The organism is Labrys methylaminiphilus subsp. lupini, assembly GCF_051161885.1.
Taxonomy (GTDB): domain Bacteria; phylum Pseudomonadota; class Alphaproteobacteria; order Rhizobiales; family Labraceae; genus Labrys.
In genome coordinates this window covers 821,493-842,704 of sequence record NZ_JBMDIH010000002.1, presented here as the reverse complement: position 1 = coordinate 842,704, position 21,212 = coordinate 821,493, and the positions used below count along the sequence as shown (strand labels likewise).

The window sequence follows — 21,212 nt, the reverse complement described above, 5'->3', positions numbered from 1 at the left end:
CACATCGGCGAGAATCCGCACCCACAGCGCGTTGCGGGCTCCATCCCCGATCACCGCCACTTCGCCAGGAGCGATGCCGGCTTCGGCAAGGCAGGCCGCGATAGGGAGGGAGAGCCTGCTCGCTCCCAGCCAGCACGATCTCGTATGCGTCGACGACGATGATGCGGTCGTTTCTGGTTTTCATTGTTGAGATCACGCAATGAAGCCGTTTCGTGGGCTCTCTCGAAAAAAAGGGCCACGCGCCCAAGGACAGGGCAGATTCTTGGGCGGGGCCCTATCGACCTCACGAGTGAGTATCGATTTCTATGTCCGGGCGTCGCCGGAAGATCGCAGGCGGTCGAGAGCGACGGTTCCGATAATGATCAAGCCCTTAATGATGAACTGCCAGATGTCGGAGACACCGATCAGAATCAGGCCGTTGGAGAGCACGGCGATGATCAGGGCGCCGACCGCATTTCAAGGAAGGCTTGCCTCTGGCCTGTGTTCATCCTGCCCCCAACTCAATGCCGTGATCTCAGCAGTTGCACCAATGTTGCAGCAGCGCCCTGCTCTGCCAGAGCCCCTAGGGATTTGAGATAGGCCGCAACGAAGGCCGAGCTTCGGCGAAGACCCAGGCTGGCAAAAGCCTCGATGTCGAGCACGGCCAGGGGATCGCCACCCTTCAGCCTCTGCCAATCGGCTGTGCCGATGCGCGGTTCGAAAATCTCGAAGGCAACACCCTGATCATCCACGCCGCCTAGATAGCGGGCAAAGCAGGCAAGCAGGAAGGCCTCGCGGTCGAGCTCGCCACCGCCGGCAAGCAACTGGCCGATCGTCTTGCCGTGGAAGACCACGATTTTGGAGGCGCCGTCGCCGGCCACCCTGAGGAGCTGGTCCTTGATCGCGGGATTGGCGAAACGTTCGATCACCTTGTCGGTGAAGTCTTTCGTCGAATAGCCGGCGGGCGGTTCGACCAGGCGCCGGACGTCTCGCTCCCAGAAGGCGTGGAGAAGGCGGGGAATGTCGGGGTAGCGCATGCCTTCGTCGACCAGGCGGGCACCCATCAGCAAGGATGGATAGCACATCAGCATATGGGCGGCGTTGGAGAGCCTCCCCTTCACCGCGACATAGGCCGGCACCTCATCGCTGAACACCACCCCGGCCAGTTCGAGCTGCGGCCGCCCGGCGCAGAAACGATCCTCCACCACCCAGCTCGTATAGGGTTCACAGGTGGCGGCGACGAAATCGTCGACGCCGATACCGGTGGTGATGCGTCGGCGCTCGTCTTCCGGCACCTGCGGTGCGATGCGGTCGACCATCGAGTTGGGGAAGGCACCATTCGCCTCGATCCAATCGGCAAGACCGGGATCGAGAGCGCGGGCAAAACCGATCACGGCCAGACGCGAGGTGTCGCCATTGCGTGGGAGATTGTCGCAGGACATCACCGTGAAGGGCGGCAGCCCGGCTTGGCGCCGGCGCGCCAGCGCAGCCACGATATAGCCGAACACTGTCCGGGGCGGTCCGCCCGCCAGATCGTGGCGGATGTCGGGGGTATCGAGACGGAAAGCGCCGCTGGCTTCGTCGATATTGTAGCCGCCTTCGGTGATGGTGAGCGAGACGATGCGCGTCGCGGAATCAGCGAGGCGGGCGAGCACAGCTTCCGGATCCGCCGGAGCATGCAGATAGTCGATCATCGCCCCGACGACCTGCGTTTGCTTCGGCATCGACGAGGTGAGTTGCGTCACCGTGTAGAGATTGTTCTGCCGGCGATAGGCATCGGCCTTGGTGCGGGCAGCGGCACCATCCGTCAGGCCTACGCCGCAGATCGCCCAATCCTCATGTCCGGGATGATGGAGGCAGGCATCGATGGCGATTGCCTGGTGCACCCGATGGAAATTGCCGACCCCGAAATGCACGATCCCGGCCCGCAGCCGGCTCCGGTCGTAGATCGGCCTGGTCACGGTCGGGCCGAATGAGGCAAGTGTCGAAGTATTGAGCGGGAGCATGGGCCTGTACTTTCAGGATTGAAATGGCCTCCTCGGGCAGGAGGAGGCCATCTTGAGCCAGACGATGGTGTCAGTCGTCGTGCTTGGTATTCCATCCCTTGTAGTCGCCGACATTTTCGCGGGTAACCAGGGCGGGGGGAATCAGAATAATGGGCTTCTCGGGCTTCTTGCCGTTGACCAGGTCCATTGCCGTCTGCGCCGAGACCTTGGGAATGGCATAGAAATCCTGGCTGGCCGAGGCCTTGATCATGTCCAGGGCCGGATCCTTCAAGGCGGACTCGATGTCGGGCGAGCCGTCGACGGACGTGATGAAGAACTCGCTGCGACCTGCCTGCTTGGCCGCGAGCGCCGTGCCGATAGCCTGCGGATCGTTGATGGTGAAGATCGCATCGATTTTGGGGAAGCGGGTCAGATAGCCCTGCGCCACCGCCATGCCGCCGTCGCGCGATCCCTTGCCGTCCTGGTCGTCCGACAGGATCTTGATGTCGGGATATTTGGCTAGTACCTGCTTGCAGCCCACCACACGGTCGATCACCGAAGAAACCTGCGGCCCGTTCTGAATGACGACATTGCCGGCACCCTTGAGCTTGTCGGCGATATACTGGCAGGAAACACTGCCAGCCATGATATTGTCGGTCATTACTACGGCATCGGCTCCCTCGGCGGCCGTATCGAAGGCGACGACGGGAATACCGGCCGCCTGCGCCTTCTTGATGGCCGGGGTGATCGCGTTGGGATCGCCGGGATTGAGCAGGATGAAGTCGGCACCGGCAGCGATGAAATTGTCGATCTGGTTGACCTGCTTGCCGAGGTCGTAGTCGTAGCCGACGGTGGTCACTTGTGCTTTGGGATAGGCCTTCTTGATGATCCGGGTCGCCGTGTTGGCGATGATCACGAAGCCGGGATTGCCGAGCGATCCCACCGATATACCCACCGATCTGACGTCCTTGGCCGATGCTGGAGCAACCGCACCCATGGCCAGGGCAACGCCGGTCATTGCAAAGCCGGCGAGATAATTCATGGCTTTCACGTTTCCCTCCCTAATGAGATCGATCTCATTAGAATTTTATATTTAACGTGTACAGACTGTTATCAACTCGACTGCCCTGTCAACCTCTTATGTCGATCTCGAGCGGACCCGTGCGCTGCGCCGATCGCGGCACCGTCTGCGCCGAACCGTGCTACCGAAATGGGCGACGGGTAAAAGCTATGAACAAGGTAGATTCTCAGCTGTTCACCGACTTGATCGGCGACGCGGAGAACAACACTGCAAGAGGCCCGCCGGCGACGGCACCGATAGCGTGCTCTAAGTAATCGCTACCTGGAATCCGGCAGGCAAGTCCCTGTCGTGCTGCCGGACGATGGTTTGCTCTGACAGAACCGGCTGAGGTGATCGGTTGACGCGCAGCGCTCGAGCAAAACTATTTCAACTCAGAGGAGCGGGCCATCACAGCCAATCCGATGACGGCAACGGTGGAGAAAGCGGCGGGAAAGAAGAACACATTCGGCAGTCCGACCAAGGCGACTCCAAGCCCACCGGTCGCGCCTCCAAGAGCTGTGCTGAGTGCCGCCGAACTCATGAAGATGGCTGATGCTGTGGCGACCGCTTGTGGGAGGAGCCGTTGGGCAACGATGATGCCAAGTGCCGCGAACACGCCCCACACGCCGCCCATGAGAATCTGGCCGGCAAACATTCCGGCTGCCGTGCTCCAGACAGCAAAGCAGATATTGGCCGCAACGCCGAGTGCTGCGGCCAGTGACATCAGCCAGAGATACCCGATCCTGCGGCCAAGAACGACGCTGAAGGGCATGATCAGCAGTTCCACGAAAGGCTGAATACCGATGACAGCGCCGCGGGTTCCGGCATCCAGCCTGAGTGTTTCTTCCATATAGAGCGGCAGGAAACCGTATTTGATTGATTCCCCACCGTAGACGAGAATGAAAAAGCCGGTGAAGACCAGCAAAGGCAGCATTGACCGCCACGATGCGACTTGACCGCTCCCGGCAGGCGATGCTGGCGTGCTTTGCCTTGGCGGCACTGAAACGTTCAGGGTACCCAGCGGTACGATCTGCAACAGGAAACACAGTGCCGTTGCCCACAACATGGTGCGGTAACCCGCTTCGGCAGCAAGCCATGTCCCGGCCACCGGTCCCAGAACCCAGCCTGCAGTAAGGGCCATGCGGACGATGGCGACAACGCTCTCATTGGCTCGCCCTCCCCCCCGGCCCAAATCATCATGAAGGGCCGCGAACACCTGTGAAGCGGCTGCCACGGAGAACGCCAGGAAGAAAGCGCTCATCACGAACGGCATCCACGCCGCAGTTGAGATTGCGATGCCGGCCCAGCCTAGGAAGCCCAGGATTGCGCAGATCCGGAACAGACCGAGGCGGTTGCCGGTCCGGTCGGAGTAGCTACCGACGACATAACCGGCAATGGGTGCCACCAGACTGGTCAGATAGAACAGACCAGCGACCGGCAGGGAGATGCGCAATTCCTTCACCAGGAACAGCACGATCTGGGGAGCCGCCGCCGACGTTGCGAGGCCGGAAAGGAACATCGCCACGGTCGCGCCACGGTAAAGCGGCGAAGACAAAACCTGTTTGATGGCCGACGGGCCTTCGGACTGGTCGAAAACACGCGCTTCCATGCCTTGGGCCTTTGCAGTAACCGGTTACTATATGCATATTCTGTCAAAGCGATGCGGTCAATCATCGCGACGACAAGACGAGGAGCCTCAGATTGGGCGGCAATACCACCGGCACGAAAAACATCCGAGATGTCGCCAGAGCGGCCGGCGTTTCAGTCGCCACGGCATCGCGCGTTCTGGCTTCGACAAATTACCCGGTCGCCGCGGCAACGCGCGAAAAAGTTCAGGAGACGGCACGGGCGCTTGGTTTTGTGCCAAACGCACTGGCCCGCAGCCTCGCCCGGGCGCGAAGCGACAGCATCGGGGTGGTCGCACCATTGTTGGTGAATCCCTATTACGCGGCCATGGTCGAAGGCATTGATGCAATGGCACGTGAACATGGGCTTTGCATGCTGCTCAGTCTCACCAACAGCGATGAGGAAAGACGCGAGACGGTGATCGACGAACTGCTTGCTCGCCAGGTCGATGGCATCATCGTGTGTGCGGGCGCCGCAGACCACATGCCCGGCCGTACACCTGAAGCCGCCGGCGTCCCCTTCGTGCTGATCGGTCAGCAGGCCAATACAGGATTTCCGATCATCACCGTCGATAACCGCCGCGCCGGCTACGAAGCAACCGAGTATCTTTGGAGCCTGGGACATCGCCGGTTCGCCTATCTGACGGGTCATGCAGGCTGGCACGACTTCAAGGACAGGGAAGCGGGCATGCTGGAGTTTCTGCGCAGCAGGGCCGAACATCATCAGGCCCGGGTCTTTGAGGACCTCCTCGATGAAGCCGATAGCTATCGCTGTGTTCGTGAAGCCTATGCAGCCGGATTGAACGCCACCGCCCTCCTTGCCTCCACGGACCGCCATGCTCTCGGTGCCTTGGCGGCGCTCGCCGATTGCGGCCTTGGCGTTCCCGGCGACATATCCGTCATGGGCTTTGACGATTACGTCACCAGCAAGTTCGTGCGCCCATCGCTGACGACCATGCGCATGCCGGCCGGCGACATGGGCCGAGCCAGTGTTTCCAAGCTGCAACATATGTTTTCCAGCAAGGAGAAAGCAGAAGATGCACGGTTTTCAGCCACTCTCATCGAGCGAGGATCGGCAGGGGCGGCGAAATCCTGATGCATTGACGAGATTATCGGACATCGTGGAGGAGTGGCAAACGGCAGTGCCATACTGAACCGCCTCTACACCGCCGATCTGGTTGCCATCGCCCCTGCGCCCGCTGTTTCTGGACGGGACGGCGATGCGCACCCATCTCGGTCCACGGCATATTCTTCAAACTCGATCTCGTGTCTTTTCAAAGTCCCGCCAGGGAAAAGATCACCACAAGGCTCATCAAGACCCAACCCAAATGCCTGCCTCGGCTGGCTATGGCGTTGCCGACAGCCGCGTAGCCATAGACGATCACCGCGGCTCCAATGATCCATCGGCGGGCATTCTCCGAACCTAATGCAGGGGCCGCAATCAGTAGCGCCCCAATTGCAATCCAGTCAATCGTGCTTGCCTGCCAGACCATCCTGAGCAGCGCGCGCACCCTCTTTGTCTCGATGATCGCTTTGGGAAACAGCTGCCATTCGCCAATGACCCCGTGCATCATCGCAAACATGATGGCCAACGCTCCCGCGGCCTGCAAAGCCAGATCTCTCATCGGGCACCCCCGTCGGGTCGATATGTCGACACCGTTTACGACGGCTCTCCTCGAGCATCATCGGTTTGGAGCCCAAGCCAGGCGATGCGCATGACGACGTCGACGAGTTCTGCACGCGCGACATCGGGATGGTCGAACCACCACAAGCCGAGCGCGTGGAGACCATGCTTGAGAAACTCCGTCGCAGCCTGCACGCGGGGCGAAGCATCGCCCCGCATAAATGTGGCAAGCAGAACTACCAGTCTCGCGGAAGCCCCGACCTGCACCGCACGTGACAGTTCAGCCGCCACTAAATTGTCGGTCGGCGTCGACAGCAAAACCCGCGCAGCCACCGGCTGCTGCTCGATAAACAGAAAGAAAGCATCGATGGCACGACGGAACTTCGGTTCCGGCTCCACCAGATGCAGCCCACCCTCGACGCGCTGACCTATATGGAGCGTCGCGTCACCACGTCGAGGGACGTGGAGGGGGTCGTCCTGCGCTATGGCGCTTTCTACGGTCCCGAGAGCGGCGTATTCGATCCGAGCCTGATCGAGCAGATCCGCAAGCGCCGCATGCCGATCATCGGCAACGGCATGGCATGGCATGGTGGTCATTCCTGCATATCGACGACGCGGCAGAAGCCACAGCTCTGGCGGTCGACCGCGGCTTGCCTGGCATCTACAACGTCGTCGACGATGAGCCAGCACCGGTCCGCGAGTGGCTTCCGGCGTTGGCAGAATTGCTTGGCGCCAAGCCACCAATGCACATCCCGGCATGGATCGCCCAGTTCGTTGTCGGCGACCACCTGGTCAAGATGATGACTGAAATCCGGGCCGGCTCGAACAGGAAAGCAAAGACCGAAATCGGATGGATCCCGCGATACCCCTCGTGGCGCCAAGGCTTCGCCCAGGTACGCGCGGCCCCTGGCTGATCCGGCAGCCGCGAGCATCGGGCTAAATGGTCGATCTGACAGAACCGTCAAAACCTATGATGCGCCGCTCCAGCACAAACACCATTGGAATACGGATTGGAATATCGGCGCCACCGACAAAAGCCGCACCGGCGAAGCGCTTCCCAGCAAGTGGAAGCCTTCCATTTTGAACCTTTCCGCGTTTGTGGCTCGGCTCGCGCCTACGATGCCGATCTGCTTTCTAACTCATTGATATACCGAGTATGGCTGGGGTCCCGCTACAATGCCGACCCACATTTAGAAGCGACCAGGGGGCATCTACGGCGGGTCTGACGCGATCAGCGTGGTGGGAACCGGGTACCGGGTTTTCGCGCGGTGAAAGCTCAACTTCGCTGCGATCCTACAGATAAAGACCGTCGTCACATGCGAGTGTGGCAACCTCGAACTGGAACCTTGCGAGTGCCATACTGTTCTCACCCTATGAGGATTGGTAGGGGAACGGCGATGACCACGGTTCGATTTCTTCGCGAAGACGAAAGCCCTCCGACGGAAAGCCATTGGGTCCTGATTGAATTGACCGGCCCCGTTTGGGTTGTAAACAGCGCCACATACTCGGAGGATGTTGTTCCCTCCGACCCCATTGGGCCGTTTCATACCCGCGGCGATGCAGTCAAAGCCGCAACGAATTTGGCCCAAGAAGTAGGCATCGACGTCGTTTATGTGCGCGGGCCTCAGTTGGAATTGCCCTCGATGAATGAGCACGCGGCAAACAAGAGCAATTAGAATTACTTAGACAAAATAAATATTTATTCATATTAAATCCGACAAATAAGGCTTAAGATCTAAACTTGATGATTGGATTGGATAATATGAAAAATAAAAATGATAAGTCTGCACAAAAAAATCAACCGAAGAACAGCGATTTTTCTGTCGCTTCAAGTTCTTATTACAAGAAGCGCTCCAACGTTTCGCAAGAAATACAAAGGCATGACAGCGAAGGCGACCGTGAAGAGACCGCCGGCGGTACAAATACCGACGGGACACCGCCTACGCGAACCAGGCTCCAAAAGACATCCCCCGGATCTCGACGGGTCCAGCGAGCCCGTCTAATTCGCTCGTCCCCATAAGGTGCAATGCTGTTGGAGCGCAGCAGCGGGCAGCGGACGGAAAACAGAGATTTCAGAGTGAGAAACCAAGACCGAGGCAACACCTGTTTGCTTATGAGGGAATGCTGTCTGCAGAGCTTCAAGGTCCTCCTTGTTTAGCGTACCCTTCACGCCTTGTTATGTTGCTCGTCAGGGGCCACATTCATAATCCGAGGGGGCAGATGAAACCAATCCTCATGACACTCACAAAGACAGGCCGCGACGCAACACCGGTTACTGTGAACGTATCCCAGATTTTGAAAATCGAACCTCTCAAGGAGGGGTCGATGATATATCTGGGTGATCAAACGACAGTATCCGTAGCCATAGGGCATGAAGAACTCATTCAAAGGCTACGGGAAGCCATCGCCCATGCGCCGTAGCGAACTGGCAAGATCCCAGCGTTGATCGGCTAGAAACGAAAAGGAGCTTCCCTGGCTCGAAAGCCGTAGAGACGAGTAATATCGAGTCTCAAACACACTGACCTATCGAAGACTTAGCTTTCCTGGGAGCGCGGACGTCCCTGCAACACTCAAGAGAGTGTCGGACGATCCGCTCTTCGATCCGCGATTGCCGTGTTTCCAAGAGCGGACGAGAACGTCCGCGCTCCCAGGAAGAGTCAAGCTCAACGCGACCTGGGATAAGTTCTGGTCGGCGTGCAAGACGAATGTGATTTTGAAAGATCCTGTCAATAGACTGCAGGGGGGTCCGTGGCTGGATGATGACCTTGGTCCCTTTGCTTGGATGTCACCCCAGCCAGCGTTCGCACCATTGTCCAAATGAAAGTGAGACAATCACATTGTCATGATGACAGGTACTGAGGAAGCCAGCGGCGCGGCGGGGAACGGCTGCGACGTGGAGCTCTCACCCGGGCCCTCTCATTTTGCCTGAAGCTGACCCAACTCATTGCCGGCTACCGCAAAACAGGAGAACTGAGATGGAAGAACGACGTGAGCTTTACAGAAGCCCTGGCGATGATGTCTGGTACCTCGGTCGCGATCCTTCGGACGGGATGGCCATCATCATTCATCAAGCGAATGGTCCTTCCGGCTCCGCCATTTCCTTTATCGCCTTGCGCGACTTCCTCAGAGCTGGCGCAGACGGTCCAGAGCATAGGGCTTTGCTGCGACTCATAGCGACACTTGTGCAAACGCCTCCCTTTGCCGATCGGGGGAATGCGGAACGGTAGGCAGGGGCCTTTCCGCTCACCGGTAACAGACACACTGAAAGGAAAGAACGATGTCCCAAAACCTCTCCGGCCCGGTGGAGCGCATTTGCCGCTTGATGTGCCGCATGGAGGGACATGAGGAATTGGTAGGGTTTGAGGGCGAGCCCATGTGGGAGTCCTTCCGGGAGGACGTGACGCAGATACTTGCTGAGCTTCGCGACGGGGACACATTGCCGAGTGGATTATCCGTCGTTAAGATCGACAAGTGAACATCTCGTATTTTCTGGAATACGAGATGTTAATTCCGGGAATTTCTGGGATCTTTCCGAAGAAAGTTCTAAAAATATTTATCTGACTTGCCATAATCATATTTAAAGTTTATGGTAATTTTCATCGATCTTGTTGCCGATCTTTTTCTGCGCTATTAGCGTCGACGATTTTCCTCTCCAAAAATCGATCAAAACTTACTCGCCGGGGCTTTGCACGGTGGGTTATTTATTATGAACGATTGAAAGGAAATCGTTATGAATACCGGAACCGTAAAGTTCTTCAACACGACCAAGGGCTTTGGCTTCATCCAGCTCGATGCTGGAGGCTCCGATGTGTTCGTTCACATTTCGGCCGTCGAACGGGCGGGAATGCACACCATCGTAGAGGGTCAGAAGCTCTCGTTTGATGTCGTGACGGATCGGCGCAATGGAAAAAGTGCAGCTGAGAACCTTCAGGCTGCGTGAGAATATGGCGCGTCTGGTCTTTGACCACGGATGTACTGGCACTGGCCATTGATGCGCGATGAGAAGGCCGGGTTCGCCCGGCCTTTTTGTTATGGTAATTTACGAGAAGATTGCCGAAATGACGACATTGGATTTCACGACGCCCGCAGCGGTATATGTGCAGATACCCGGGGCCTTTCGTTCAATGCGAGGCAGGGCACCCCAGAAATATCGTCGGTTCGAAAGCCTCGCACTTGCCGTTCAGTTCGCGGTCGAGACGTCGCTGGCAGAACTGCGAACGCTCATGATCGAAACCGATGATGGCGATTACACCGGCGCCGAGATCCAGTCTCTCTACGACCATAATAATTATCCGCTGCGCAAAGCGGCCGACTGAGACGTTTCCGAACAACAGCTGTTCGAGGAACCTTCCAGATCGGCAGGCCTGTTACAGCGCCCTCCTCCGCCTTGTCCTTCTCCATCCTGCTCCGCAGGCCTCTATGGGTTTTCAGCGGAAAGTCTTTCAGCAACAGTGCGTTCATAGTGGCCTTGAAGCCGGCCTGCACTGCCGGTCTGGCTTTCGGCCGAGCACGTCGATGAACTCGATTGGCCGTGGCTTGGCCGGCACCTGTTCGAAGAGATCGCGCACGTTGCGGCAATGCCGACGAACACTTCCACAAACTCAGAATCGGAGAGGCTGACGAACGGTCATGCCCCATGAATAACCTTTCCACCGAGACTGATCCGCAAATCGTGCATTCCTCCGTCCAGGGGGACACGGGCGTAGCCTTTGACGCATCCGAGAGGTGCCCCGTCGAGGACAGCCGCAACAACAACGTTGCAACCCGTATCGGATGGGCTTTCGACACGGATGGTGTATTGGGTGGCGGCAATCTTGACCGTGGCTTCGAAGCCCGGCCAGGCAGCGGGGATGCAGGGATCGATAACAAGGTAGGCACCCTCGCGGCGAATGCCCAGGATGCTTTCCACGCCCGCGCGATACATCCATGCGGCTGAGCCCGTATACCACGTCCACCCCCCTCGTCCCACATGGGGCGGAACGGAATAGACGTCGGCGGCGATGACATAAGGCTCGACCTTGTAGCGCTCGACCTCCTCAGGCGTTCGGGCGTGGTTGATCGGATTGAGGAGCGAAAACAGATCGGCAGCCGCTGTGCCGTCCCCTTGCTTTGCAAAGGCCATGATAGCCCACATGGCGGCATGGCTGTATTGTCCGCCGTTCTCGCGTAAGCCCGGCGGATAGCCCTTTATGTAGCCGGGATCGCGGGAGGTCGTGTCGAAAGGCGGTGTGAAGAGCAGCGCCAGACCATCCTCCCGGCGGATCAGGTGTCTCTTGAGGGCGGCCATCGCCTGCACGGCGCGCGCGGGGTCTGCAGCACCCGACAGCACCGCCCAGGACTGGGCGATGGAATCGATCCGGCATTCCTCGCTCTCCTTCGAGCCGAGCCACGTTCCATCATCGAACGTCGCCCGGCGATACCATTCGCCATCCCAGGCGTCGCGCTCGATCGCGGCTTGGACGGAGGCGGCATGCGCCCGCCAACGTGCGGCACGGGCCGGATCGCGACTGTCGGCAAAAGGAGCAAAAAGCGCGATCGCACGCACCAGCAGCCAGCCGAGCCACACGCTCTCGCCCCGCCCGCCTTCGCCAATCCGGTTCATGCCATCGTTCCAGTCGCCGGTCCCCATCAGTGGCAGGCCGTGCTCGCCCGTAAGTTCGAGGCACTGGTCAAGGCCCCCGAGCACAATGCTCGAACAGCGTCTCCTGCTCGTCGGCGATCGAGGGCTGGAAGAAGGCGTCATGCTCGCCCTCGCCGAGCGGCGGCCCCTCCAGGAATGGCACTGTCTCTTCCAGCACTACAGCGTCGCCGGAAGCAGCGACATAGGTCGCGGTGGCGAAGGCAAGCCACACACGGTCGTCGGAAATGCGCGTGCGCACGCCCTGGCCCGAATGCGGTAGCCACCAATGCTGCACGTCACCCTCGACGAACTGCCGAGAGGCCGCGCGTAGGAGATGGCGGCGGGTCTCTTCGGGAGCCGCAAAGGATAGCGCCATGCCGTCCTGGAGCTGGTCGCGGAAGCCGTAAGCGCCGCTCGCCTGATAGAAAGCCGAGCGGGCTGTGATACGGCATGCGAGCGCCTGGTAGAGCAGCCAGCCGTTTAGCATCAGGTCCATGGTGCGATCCGGCGTCCTGACCTGGATCGAGCCGAGCAGGGTCTGCCAATGTTCGGTCACCGATGCCAGTACCGCGTCGAGATCGGCGTTGCGATAGCGCATGATCAGTTCGCGCGTGTCTTCCACCGAACTGCACTGGCCGACCAGCCACACGATCTCCACTGTCTCGCCCACGCCGAGCTCGATGCTCGTGGCGAGCGCCGCGCAGGGGTCCAGGCCGGCTCCCGCCGCACCCGACAGCGCGTGCTCGTCCATGAGTGCGGCCGGCGTGCCAGGCTCCCCGCCACGCCCGAGAAACTCGCTACGATCAGTTGTCCACGATGTCTGACGCCCGCCGAGATCGGCGAAGGCGATGCGGCCCGGAAAGGCTGCGTTCCAGGGGTTGCGGGCGAAGATGGCGCCGGTGACCGCATCGATCTCCGTCACGACGAACGGCGCGGAAGCGCCGCGCGATATGCCCAGCACCCATTCCGCATAGGCCGTGATCGACAATCGGCGCGACCGCTCGCAATTGTTGCGCAATGTCAGGCGGGAGATCTTGACCGGGTCGGAAAGCGGCACGAATTGCAGCAGCGCGAGGGCGATCCCATTCGTCTCATGTTCAAAGCGGCTGTAGCCGAAGCCATGGCGAGCGACATAGGTACCTCCGTCACGGATGGGCTGCGCCGTCGGGCTCCAGAGATCGCCGGTGACTTCATCGCGCACATAGATCGCTTCGCCTGAGGGGTCTGCAACCGGATCGTTCGACCATCGCGTCAACTGGTTCTCGCGGCTGTTCTCCGCCCAGCTATAGCCCGCTCCGTCCACCGAGACCTGGAAGCCGAAGCTGGTGTTGGCGATCACATTGATCCAGGGCGCGGGCGTGATGCGGCCGCCATGGAGGATGGTCACATACTCCTGCCCGTCCCTATCGAAGCCGCCGAGGCCGTTGAAGAATTCGAGTTCGGATGCTGCTGGCTGTGACAATCCGAGGGGTATAGTCGCCTTTGTCCGCCGGCCATGGGACGGCACGGCCGCTTGGGGCCAAAAGCGCCCGACCTGATCGGCAATTGGCCCGCGACGGGCGTGGAGTACAACTCGGGCCGCCGCGTGCAGCAGGGACCGGGCCTCGGCTCTCATGAGATCGGTTCGCAGCACATGAACCAAGCCATTCGCGTGGGCATCGCCCAGCCTTGGCCGGGACTGGCTGCTGCGCACGGCCATTTCAATCGCGATGTGTAGATCCTGCATGTACGAGGCGGCATGCTCGTTGACGATGACGAGATCGACGGCGAGGCGCTTCATGCGCCAATACTCATGGGCACGGAGCAACTGTCCGACCTGGGTGATGTCCGCGATATCGTCGATGCGCAGCACGACGATCGGCAGGTCGCCGGAGATTCCAAGCGGCCACAGTCCAGACTGGGGTCCAGCCCCGCGCAGGATCGCTTCCGACGATGCCCGAAAACGCGGATCGGCGTAGAGGATCGGTGCAGCGAGGCGCTGAAAATCGGCCGCCTCCGTCGCCGCGACGCCGAGATGGCGAAGCTGAACCTGCGCCTGGGTCCACGCCAGTGTTTTTGCACGATCGAACGAGCTGCGATCGTGATGCAGGTCGACGATGTCCAGAAGCTCGGGCCGCGACGATGCAACCACGGTCCAGAAAGCGACCCGCACCACCTTGCCGGGCGGAACGATCACGCGCTGCCTGAGCGAGAAGATCGGATCGAGAACCGTGCCGACCGTGTTCGAGAGCGGCCGATCCTCCTTGAGAGCCGCCGCGTCGGCGATCGTGCGGCCGCGGCCGAGGAAGCGGGCCCGATCGGTCTCATATTGCGGATCGGCAGCAATCTCACCCTCGACCACCGTGAGATGGGCCGCCCAGAGCCGTGGCTCGTCAGGGGACCTCGGCCGGCGCGTCGCCACGAGTGCGCCAAACTCGGCAAGATGCTCGGTCTGAACGAACATCTTGGAAAAGACCGGGTGAGCGTTGTCGGCGGCGGGCGTCGCCAGCACCATTTCCGCGTAGGAGGTAAGCTCGATCTCACGCGGGCGGCGACCATTGTTGGTCAGGCCTATGCGACGGACTTCGCCATCGTCCTCGGAAGAGACCAGGACGTCCATCGTCGTGGTCAGACTGCCGTCGCGATGGATGAAGTGGGCGTAGTCCTCGCCGAAGATGACTTCTCCGTGTCCGGAACCGTCCCCTATCGGCTGTGCGCCCCCGGTCCAGACCTTTCCGGTCTGGACGTCTTTGAGGAAAATGAACGCCCCCCAGTCGTCGCGGGTCGCATCCTCCCGCCATCGCGTCACGGCCATGTCGCGCCAGCGGCTGTAGCCGGCGCCGGTGGTGGTCAGCATCACCGCATAGCGACCGTTCGAGAGCAGATGCGTCATCGGCGGGCCTGCAGCCGAGGCGGCAAGCCGCCGCGCCGAGGCAACTTCGTCGATGGCTGCGACAGGCGGCGCATTCACCTCCTCAGCCCGGGCTTGCGCTATGGCGATCTCGTCCGGGATACGTTCCTGCAACAGGAGTTCGCTGGCCTTTATCATCGGTTCGCGATGGAACCGGGCGCGCATCCGTCCCTCCTGGAGGGTGTTGGCGATGGCGACGATCGTCATGCCCTGATGGTGGGCCATGAAAGCGCGCACGATGGCGACTTTCTCTTCCGCCGGCAGACGGGAGCGGGTGAAGTCGAGCGCTTCATAGAAGCCGTGGCGGCCACGGGCGCCCATCGCAGCGAGCCGGCTATAGTTCGCGCGCGCCGCCTGGGGGTCGATCATGGTCGCCAGTCCCGTCGCGTAGGGCGCGATCACGGCCTGTCCCGCGAGGCCGCGCTTGAGACCCAGGCCCGGCACGCCGAAGTTTGAATACTGGTAGGTGAACTCGAAGTCGCGGGCGTTGTAGGCCGATTCCGATATGCCCCACGGGATGCCGAGGGAGCGCGCATACGCCTGCTGGTACCCTACCACCAGGCGGCTCGTCTGCTCGAGCAGGCTGCCGGCCGGCGCACGCACCACCAGCGACGGCATTAAATATTCGAACATTGATCCGGACCAGGAGATCAATGCCGAACCGCTTCCCACCGGAGTCGCGGTTCGGCCCAGCCGGAACCAGTGCCGTGTGGGAACATCACCCTTGGCGATCGCAAACAGGCTGGCAAGACGCGCCTCCGAGGCGAGCAGGTCGTAACAACTTGGGTCGAGGCCATTGTCGGCAAGCGAATAGCCGATCGACAGCAGTTTCCGGTCGGGATCGAGAAGGAACGCGAAATCCATCGCGAGCGCCATTTCACGCGCCGTGTCGGCGATCGCTTGCAGGCGCTCCTCGAGGAGGTTCGGCACATCGGCAATCCCGAGACGATCACGGCTCCACTCGATCACGCCTTGCCTCATCGCCTCGATCCAGAACAACAGGTCTGGCGGGCCGCCTTCTCCATTGTCCTTCATCAAAGACATAGAAGTGCGGGCCGAATTGGTGGCCTTTTCGACCAGCCTGTTGAGCGGCGCAGCGATGGACTCGATCGCCCTCGGACTGTTGAGCAGGGCCTCGATCTCATCGAGAATGACGGTGAGTGGTTGCCCGGGCCCTCCTCCTCCGGCGGGCAGGGCGTCGGCCGCCTCGCGCGCCAGGGTGAAGGCGTCCAGCATGCCGGCCCTCACATCCGGCGCCTGTGCGGCGCCCACCCATTCCTCGCAGGCGTTGGCAAGCGCGATCAGGTGACCCGCGAGGTTTCCGCTATCGACCGACGAGACATAGGCCGGCTCGAGAATGCGCAGATTCTGCGTATCATACCAGTTGAAGAAGTGCCCCTTGAACAAGGCGAGCTCGCGCATGGTGTCGAGTGTGGCTTCCAATCGCTCGACGGTTTGCGTAAGCCCGGCCCAGCCGAAATCGCGGGCGGCAACCGCGGAAAGCAGATAGAGCCCGATATTGGTGGGTGACGTACGCCGCGCGAGCACCGGCTTCGGCTCTTCCTGAAAATTATCGGGCGGCAGCATATTGTCGGACGGTGTGACGAAGGTCTCGAAATAGCGCCAGGTGCGACGCGCAGTGAGGCGCAGATCGGCCGCCTCCGCCTGCGACATGGTAAGCCGGCGCGAGATCGGCGGCGCGCGGCTGATGCGGAACGCAAGTGCCGGCGCTCCGGCCCAGAGCAATGCGAAAGGCAGGACGAGCAGCCAGGAGGCCGGAGCGAGCGTGACGGCGAGTGCCGCCAGAACCAGGCCAAGCGCCACACCGCCCGCCATCCGGCGATAGAAGCCACCCACGCTCAGGCGCGGTGCTGCAGCCGATCTTGCCGCCGTCGTCCACTCCAGAAGATGCTTATGCGTGACGAACAGCCTCGCAAGGGTTCTTGTGATCGCGTCTCCCGTCCGCCAAGCCTGATCGGGCAGGAAGGCGATCGAAAAGAACGCCTGGGCAGCCGCGAGGCGCAGGCCACGATCGAGCATGCCGAGATGATTGCGCAAATGCAGTCCCGAGCGGCGCGGCCATATGGAGAAAGCGCCCGGCAGGAAGGCCGGGATCGCAACGGCCGCGAACACGACCGCAAGTCCGACCGCTGCCGCAGGGATTGGGAACAGCCACGACAGAGCAAAGGCCATCAGCGTGAAGGGCGCCAGCAGCGACCGCCTCAGATTGTCCAGCATCTTCCAGCGCCCCAGGGGCGGCATCGCCCGGTCCCCGGTCGAGGAGCCGAACACCCAGGGCAGAAGCTGCCAGTCGCCCCGGATCCATCGGTGCTGGCGTCTTGCGGCGACGTCGTATCGCGGCGGGACCTCCTCGACGACCTCGATGTCGGAGGCAAGGCCGGCGCGAGCGAAAACGCCCTCAAAGAGATCATGGCTCAGCAGCGTGCTGTCCGGCACGCGTCCGGCGAGAGCGGCCTCGAAAGCATCGACGTCGTAAATACCCTTGCCGGTATAGGTGCCCTCGCCGAACAGATCCTGGTAGACGTCCGAGATCGCCGCCGCGTACGGATCGATGCCGGCCGGGCCCGACGACACCCTTTGATAGATGGAGCCCTCATGGTCGAGCGGCAATGCCGGCGTGACACGCGGCTGGAGTATCGCGTAGCCGCTCACGACTCGTCGTTCGCCGTCGTCGAATCTGGGTCTGTTGAGGGGATGGGCGATCTTGCCGACCAAACGGCGCGCGGCATCGCGCGGCAATCTGGTATCGGCATCGAGGGTAATGACGAAGCGTACGCCGTCCGGCACCTGGGGGGGGCGCCCTTCCACGGCCACGAAGCTGGTGTCGGAGGCCCCGCGAAGCAGCCTGTTGAGCTCGTGCAATTTGCCTCGCTTGCGCTCCCATCCCATCCATGTGCTCTCGCCTTCGTTGAAGAGGCGGCGACGATGGAGAAGAAGGAACCGGTCGCCTCCCGGTCCCGGGCCATAGCGTCGATTGAGTTGCGCGATCGCCTGCGCCGTCACCGCGATGAGTCCCGCATCGCTCTCGACGGTCTGCCGATCCGCGTCGAGGCCGTCCGTGAGGAGGGCGAAAGTCAGGTCCCCGCTCGAGCCCGCCAGATGATGCACTTCCAGCCGCTCGACTTGTTCGAGGAGATCGGCCTCGCTGGTCAGCAGCGTCGGCACGGCGACGAGTGTTCGCAGCGATTGCGGCACGCCATCGGCGAGTTCGAGGCCCGGCAACGCTGTCGCGCCGAAGCACCAGGCAACCACTCGGTTGACCATCGCGATCGCGGCCTCCGTCGCCGGCACGAACCCCACCAAGACGAACAGGGCAAGCCAGCCGGCATCAAGGCCGTAGAGGCCAAGCGCCCATGACGCCAGGGCGAGCAGCACGGCGGTAACGGAAAAAATGGCACCCGCATATCCGCTGATGCCCAGGCGCAGGCCGAAGCGGGTTATCCGCGTTCGTGGAGGCGGCTTGAAGTCGATCGCCCGTTCCAGCGCGCGCCGGCCGTCCCCGATCAGATGGTAGCCGGGATCAGCGAGGCGCCAGCGTTCCTCGGGCTCGACCACGCCCGCGGCTGCCCGGCGCGCTGTCTCCAGCACCTGCCCGGTGATCTCGAGTTCCGTCAATGTCGAGCCGCGAGCGAGTTCCTCGATCGCGCTCCGGTAGAGATTGCGCGTCGGGAAGTCCATCGCGGCGAAATCGCTTCCCGAGCCAAGACGCTCGTCGACGAGACTCACGGTCTCGAACAGGTCCGCCCAATCGATGTCGGAGATCAGCCTCATGCTGGTGATGACATTGCGCACGGTGACGTTGGATGCTCCCAGCCTTTGCTGGGCATGCTGCACCACGTCCTCGATCGAGGTGCCCTGCAGGCGGAGCCGCTCCGTGAACCATCCAAGCGCGGGGGTCGTCCTGGGATCCTGATCCCGCAACCGCTTGGCGAGTTGCGCGGCAAAGATGTCCGACAGGGGCACGAAGGGGCCCATCAGGACATCGAGCTCGGAAGCCGCCTGCCCTATTGCAGGAAGCTTTTCGACCAGGGCGTCGGCATCCGCCCGCTCCTCGCGTCCGGCAATGATCTGGTCGGCGAGCCGGCGCAGATTCTCTACGAGGACAATGCGCAGCGTGATCGCGACGGCCCACAATTCACCGATCGTCAACGGCTGGACCTGCTGGTAGGCGCGGATGAACCGGCGCAGTAGCTCGGGATCGAAATAGCTGTCGGTATGCGCTATGAAGGCCCAGGCTAGCCCGAACACCCGCGGATAGCCCGCGAAAGGCCCGCTCGCCAGCTTCGGCAGTTGCCGATAATAGCCAGGCGGCAGGTCATCCCGGATCTCGCGGATCTGCTCCTCGACCAGATGATAATTGTCGAGAAGCCATTCCGCCGCGGGAACAATACCAAGGCCGCTTTCCACGTCCGCGGCGCTTGCCCGGTACGCCTTGAGCAGTGCAGTGGCATTGTCGTTCAACCGTGTCTGTAGAGGCAGAACGGCGGGCGGGCGCCTCGTGACCGTTTGCGCAGCAGAGAGGCTTTGCGCATGCTGCTCGAGCCGCTCGACGCCGAACAGCTCCTCGCGCACCGGTGCGATGGCGCTCCATGGGTGTGGTGGCGCGCGAAGCCCGAACATCCGATGCAACAAAGCGTTCATTCCCTATCCAGTCGCGCTGTCAGCGCCGGCTTCAGCGCATATGAATGGCGAGCTCCATGGCAGCACGCGTATGCACCTCCCAAATCGGTCTCATCCAAAATGACATGCCAGCAAACGCCCGCTAGTCCATCCGTGGCTAGCGCCTGCTATTGTTTCCGTTCAGATTAGACGATCAATCGCGAATATTTTCGGGACTTTATATCAATGTATTAACAGCATTTTTGAAAAAATTTTCGATTCTGAATTGAATCGAACGGCGAACTAGCGATAAATTATAAAAATAGAACTACAAAAATATCGCAATATTGAGGTTTTATGATCGACTTGATGGATCAAATTCACATCGAGACTCGCAATTAATTTTTCCGATCCGATGCCCGTGTCCTGAATTTTTCTCTTCGGGCTACCCGAACGAAGAATTATTTGCTCAGCAATGCTCGCAACGCGATCCCTTGTGGGCTCTCACCATCGCGCAGAATGAAATCGTCAACATCGATCTCGACTGCTTTCCCGCCCGAAGACGGGTTCGGTTCATGCCTGACCAAAGATCGGCCGGATTCGATGTCGTGGACCAGAACCCAACGATCCCCGTTTGAACTGCTGTAGATCGGCTTCACATCTGTAACCATCATGGATTTCCTTCGTCGTTTTAGATTTCGATAGGGGGTTCCACGTCACGGGAGAACCTTGCGGTGCAGACGGATTATTCACGTACCGGCGCAAGCCGATAGCCGAGCAGGCCGTGCATGCGCCGGACGAGGTCACCCGCGGGATATGGCTTCGGCAGAAAATCCGTATCGATCTCGCCCGACTCCGCTTGGGCATCCGGCCAGGCGGACCGGACCAGGATCTTCATCGACGGATGGTGATTTACCGCGTAGCGAACAAGAGCCAGCCCACCAGGAGCATGCTCCGCGTCAATGTCACCAATCATCGCATCGAAGTCGCTGCGACTCCGCAAAATGCTCATAGCCTCGCTGGCACTTTCACTTTCGACAATATCGTAGCCTTCATCCAGCAGTTCGTTGGCACTGCTCACACGCGAAGCGAGTTCGTGCTCCACGAGTAGAACCAAGGGAGATGAGGCCAATTGCAAAGGCCTGTCCGAATGCCGGCGGCGATGATTCACCGCGGCGATGGTGGTGCTGGTGGGCATATCAAAGCCTGTCGATACGAGGGCCGGGATGGGCCTGTTGCGTGGCGACGGCAGGTAATTTGCCCTGGCTGGTCCCCGCTGCAAAAACCGGTGGCGCAGCACGTGAAGCCCGATTGACCTCACATATGGTGGCACCTCTGGCCACGGAGGCCAGAAAATGCAGCAGTGAAACCTTACACGGATCCACCTCAATATCAAGGTATTTTTCATGAATTTAAAATAAACAAAATAATATATCCTCCTCCCCTTTTAATTTTTGTAATCATAACTACCTAAGTGAAAACGTAAATTGCCTATTTCAATTGTCAATTGGCATGATTTTTGCGTTCATTTACGAATATAATTGTGAAATATGATGTAACATAACTAACGAAACCATCGCACCATTTTGGATTTTAAAGATCGCAGGGCTTTGTGTTTCTGCGCAAGAAATTCAAAATGCGGCTGACAAAGGGCGACAGGAATGGCCAAGGGACAAAAACGCGGCAATCGGGAAACTCGCAAGCCAAAGGCTGCCAAGCCGGCAGCCCCCGCTGCCGCAACTTCATTACTGACGCGAGGAACGCTGACGCCGGTCAGCACTATTCTTCCAAAAAAGAAGTGATAGCATA

13 protein-coding genes and 2 pseudogenes are annotated in these 21,212 nt (G+C 60.4%); 6 read left to right on the top strand and 9 right to left on the bottom strand.

Annotated elements, in window-relative coordinates; genetic code table 11:
* Nucleotides 1-303: 303 nt before the first annotated feature.
* From ACN6KF_RS29585 to ACN6KF_RS29570, 4 genes and pseudogenes are all read right to left on the bottom strand, one after another.
* Nucleotides 304-450: pseudogene (locus ACN6KF_RS29585) on the bottom strand (ribose ABC transporter permease); the annotation flags it as partial.
* A 50-nt stretch (nucleotides 451-500) separates the two neighbouring features.
* Nucleotides 501-1,985 carry a mannitol dehydrogenase family protein gene (locus ACN6KF_RS29580; RefSeq protein WP_434960453.1) on the bottom strand — a complete coding sequence of 495 codons (1,485 nt, stop codon included), beginning with the start codon at nucleotides 1,983-1,985 and terminating at the stop codon, nucleotides 501-503.
* A gap of 70 nt (nucleotides 1,986-2,055) precedes the next feature.
* Nucleotides 2,056-3,006 (bottom strand): ABC transporter substrate-binding protein, encoded by a 951-nt coding sequence (locus ACN6KF_RS29575; protein ID WP_434961342.1) that lies wholly within the window; start codon nucleotides 3,004-3,006, stop codon nucleotides 2,056-2,058.
* A gap of 400 nt (nucleotides 3,007-3,406) precedes the next feature.
* Nucleotides 3,407-4,633, bottom strand: coding sequence for an MFS transporter (locus tag ACN6KF_RS29570; RefSeq protein ID WP_434960452.1), 1,227 nt, complete (start codon nucleotides 4,631-4,633; stop codon nucleotides 3,407-3,409).
* Between the two features lie 92 nt (nucleotides 4,634-4,725).
* On the opposite strand from ACN6KF_RS29570, the gene ACN6KF_RS29565 reads away from it, so the two are divergent.
* Nucleotides 4,726-5,745 carry a LacI family DNA-binding transcriptional regulator gene (locus ACN6KF_RS29565; RefSeq protein WP_434960451.1) on the top strand — a complete coding sequence of 340 codons (1,020 nt, stop codon included), beginning with the start codon at nucleotides 4,726-4,728 and terminating at the stop codon, nucleotides 5,743-5,745.
* A 178-nt stretch (nucleotides 5,746-5,923) separates the two neighbouring features.
* Here ACN6KF_RS29565 and ACN6KF_RS29560 read toward each other — a convergent pair whose 3' ends face one another.
* Together ACN6KF_RS29560 and ACN6KF_RS29555 are read right to left on the bottom strand one after the other, a co-directional pair.
* On the bottom strand, nucleotides 5,924-6,274 hold the full coding sequence (locus tag ACN6KF_RS29560) for a hypothetical protein (protein WP_434960450.1): 351 nt from the start codon (nucleotides 6,272-6,274) through the stop codon (nucleotides 5,924-5,926).
* Nucleotides 6,275-6,309: 35 nt separating this feature from the next.
* Nucleotides 6,310-6,870, bottom strand: coding sequence for a hypothetical protein (locus ACN6KF_RS29555; protein ID WP_434960449.1), 561 nt, complete (start codon nucleotides 6,868-6,870; stop codon nucleotides 6,310-6,312).
* On the opposite strand from ACN6KF_RS29555, the gene ACN6KF_RS29550 reads away from it, so the two are divergent.
* The 5 genes from ACN6KF_RS29550 (at nucleotide 6,855) to ACN6KF_RS29530 (ending at nucleotide 10,589) form a co-directional block, all read left to right on the top strand.
* Nucleotides 6,855-7,187: an NAD-dependent epimerase/dehydratase family protein gene (locus ACN6KF_RS29550; protein ID WP_434960448.1), complete on the top strand. Its 333-nt coding sequence runs from the start codon at nucleotides 6,855-6,857 to the stop codon at nucleotides 7,185-7,187. The two genes, ACN6KF_RS29555 and ACN6KF_RS29550, sit on opposite strands and share 16 nt — an antisense overlap.
* A gap of 483 nt (nucleotides 7,188-7,670) precedes the next feature.
* Nucleotides 7,671-7,949: a hypothetical protein gene (locus tag ACN6KF_RS29545; protein WP_434960447.1), complete on the top strand. Its 279-nt coding sequence runs from the start codon at nucleotides 7,671-7,673 to the stop codon at nucleotides 7,947-7,949.
* Between the two features lie 1,601 nt (nucleotides 7,950-9,550).
* Nucleotides 9,551-9,748, top strand: a complete 198-nt coding sequence (locus ACN6KF_RS29540; RefSeq protein WP_434960446.1) for a hypothetical protein — start codon at nucleotides 9,551-9,553, stop codon at nucleotides 9,746-9,748.
* A 255-nt stretch (nucleotides 9,749-10,003) separates the two neighbouring features.
* A complete protein-coding gene (locus tag ACN6KF_RS29535; protein ID WP_434960445.1) occupies nucleotides 10,004-10,213 on the top strand; it encodes a cold-shock protein in 210 nt (69 codons plus the stop codon).
* Between the two features lie 118 nt (nucleotides 10,214-10,331).
* Nucleotides 10,332-10,589 (top strand): hypothetical protein, encoded by a 258-nt coding sequence (locus ACN6KF_RS29530; RefSeq protein ID WP_434960444.1) that lies wholly within the window; start codon nucleotides 10,332-10,334, stop codon nucleotides 10,587-10,589.
* A gap of 311 nt (nucleotides 10,590-10,900) precedes the next feature.
* On the opposite strand, the pseudogene ACN6KF_RS29525 reads toward ACN6KF_RS29530, so the two are convergent.
* From ACN6KF_RS29525 to ACN6KF_RS29515, 3 genes and pseudogenes are all read right to left on the bottom strand, one after another.
* A pseudogene (locus tag ACN6KF_RS29525) lies at nucleotides 10,901-19,445 on the bottom strand (glycoside hydrolase family 94 protein).
* A gap of 419 nt (nucleotides 19,446-19,864) precedes the next feature.
* The gene (locus tag ACN6KF_RS29520) at nucleotides 19,865-20,077 is read right to left on the bottom strand and encodes a hypothetical protein (RefSeq protein WP_434960443.1); all 213 of its coding nucleotides are present in this window, start codon (nucleotides 20,075-20,077) and stop codon (nucleotides 19,865-19,867) included.
* A 71-nt stretch (nucleotides 20,078-20,148) separates the two neighbouring features.
* The gene (locus tag ACN6KF_RS29515) at nucleotides 20,149-20,601 is read right to left on the bottom strand and encodes a DNA-binding transcriptional response regulator (RefSeq protein ID WP_434960442.1); all 453 of its coding nucleotides are present in this window, start codon (nucleotides 20,599-20,601) and stop codon (nucleotides 20,149-20,151) included.
* Between the last annotated feature and the right edge of the window lie 611 nt (nucleotides 20,602-21,212).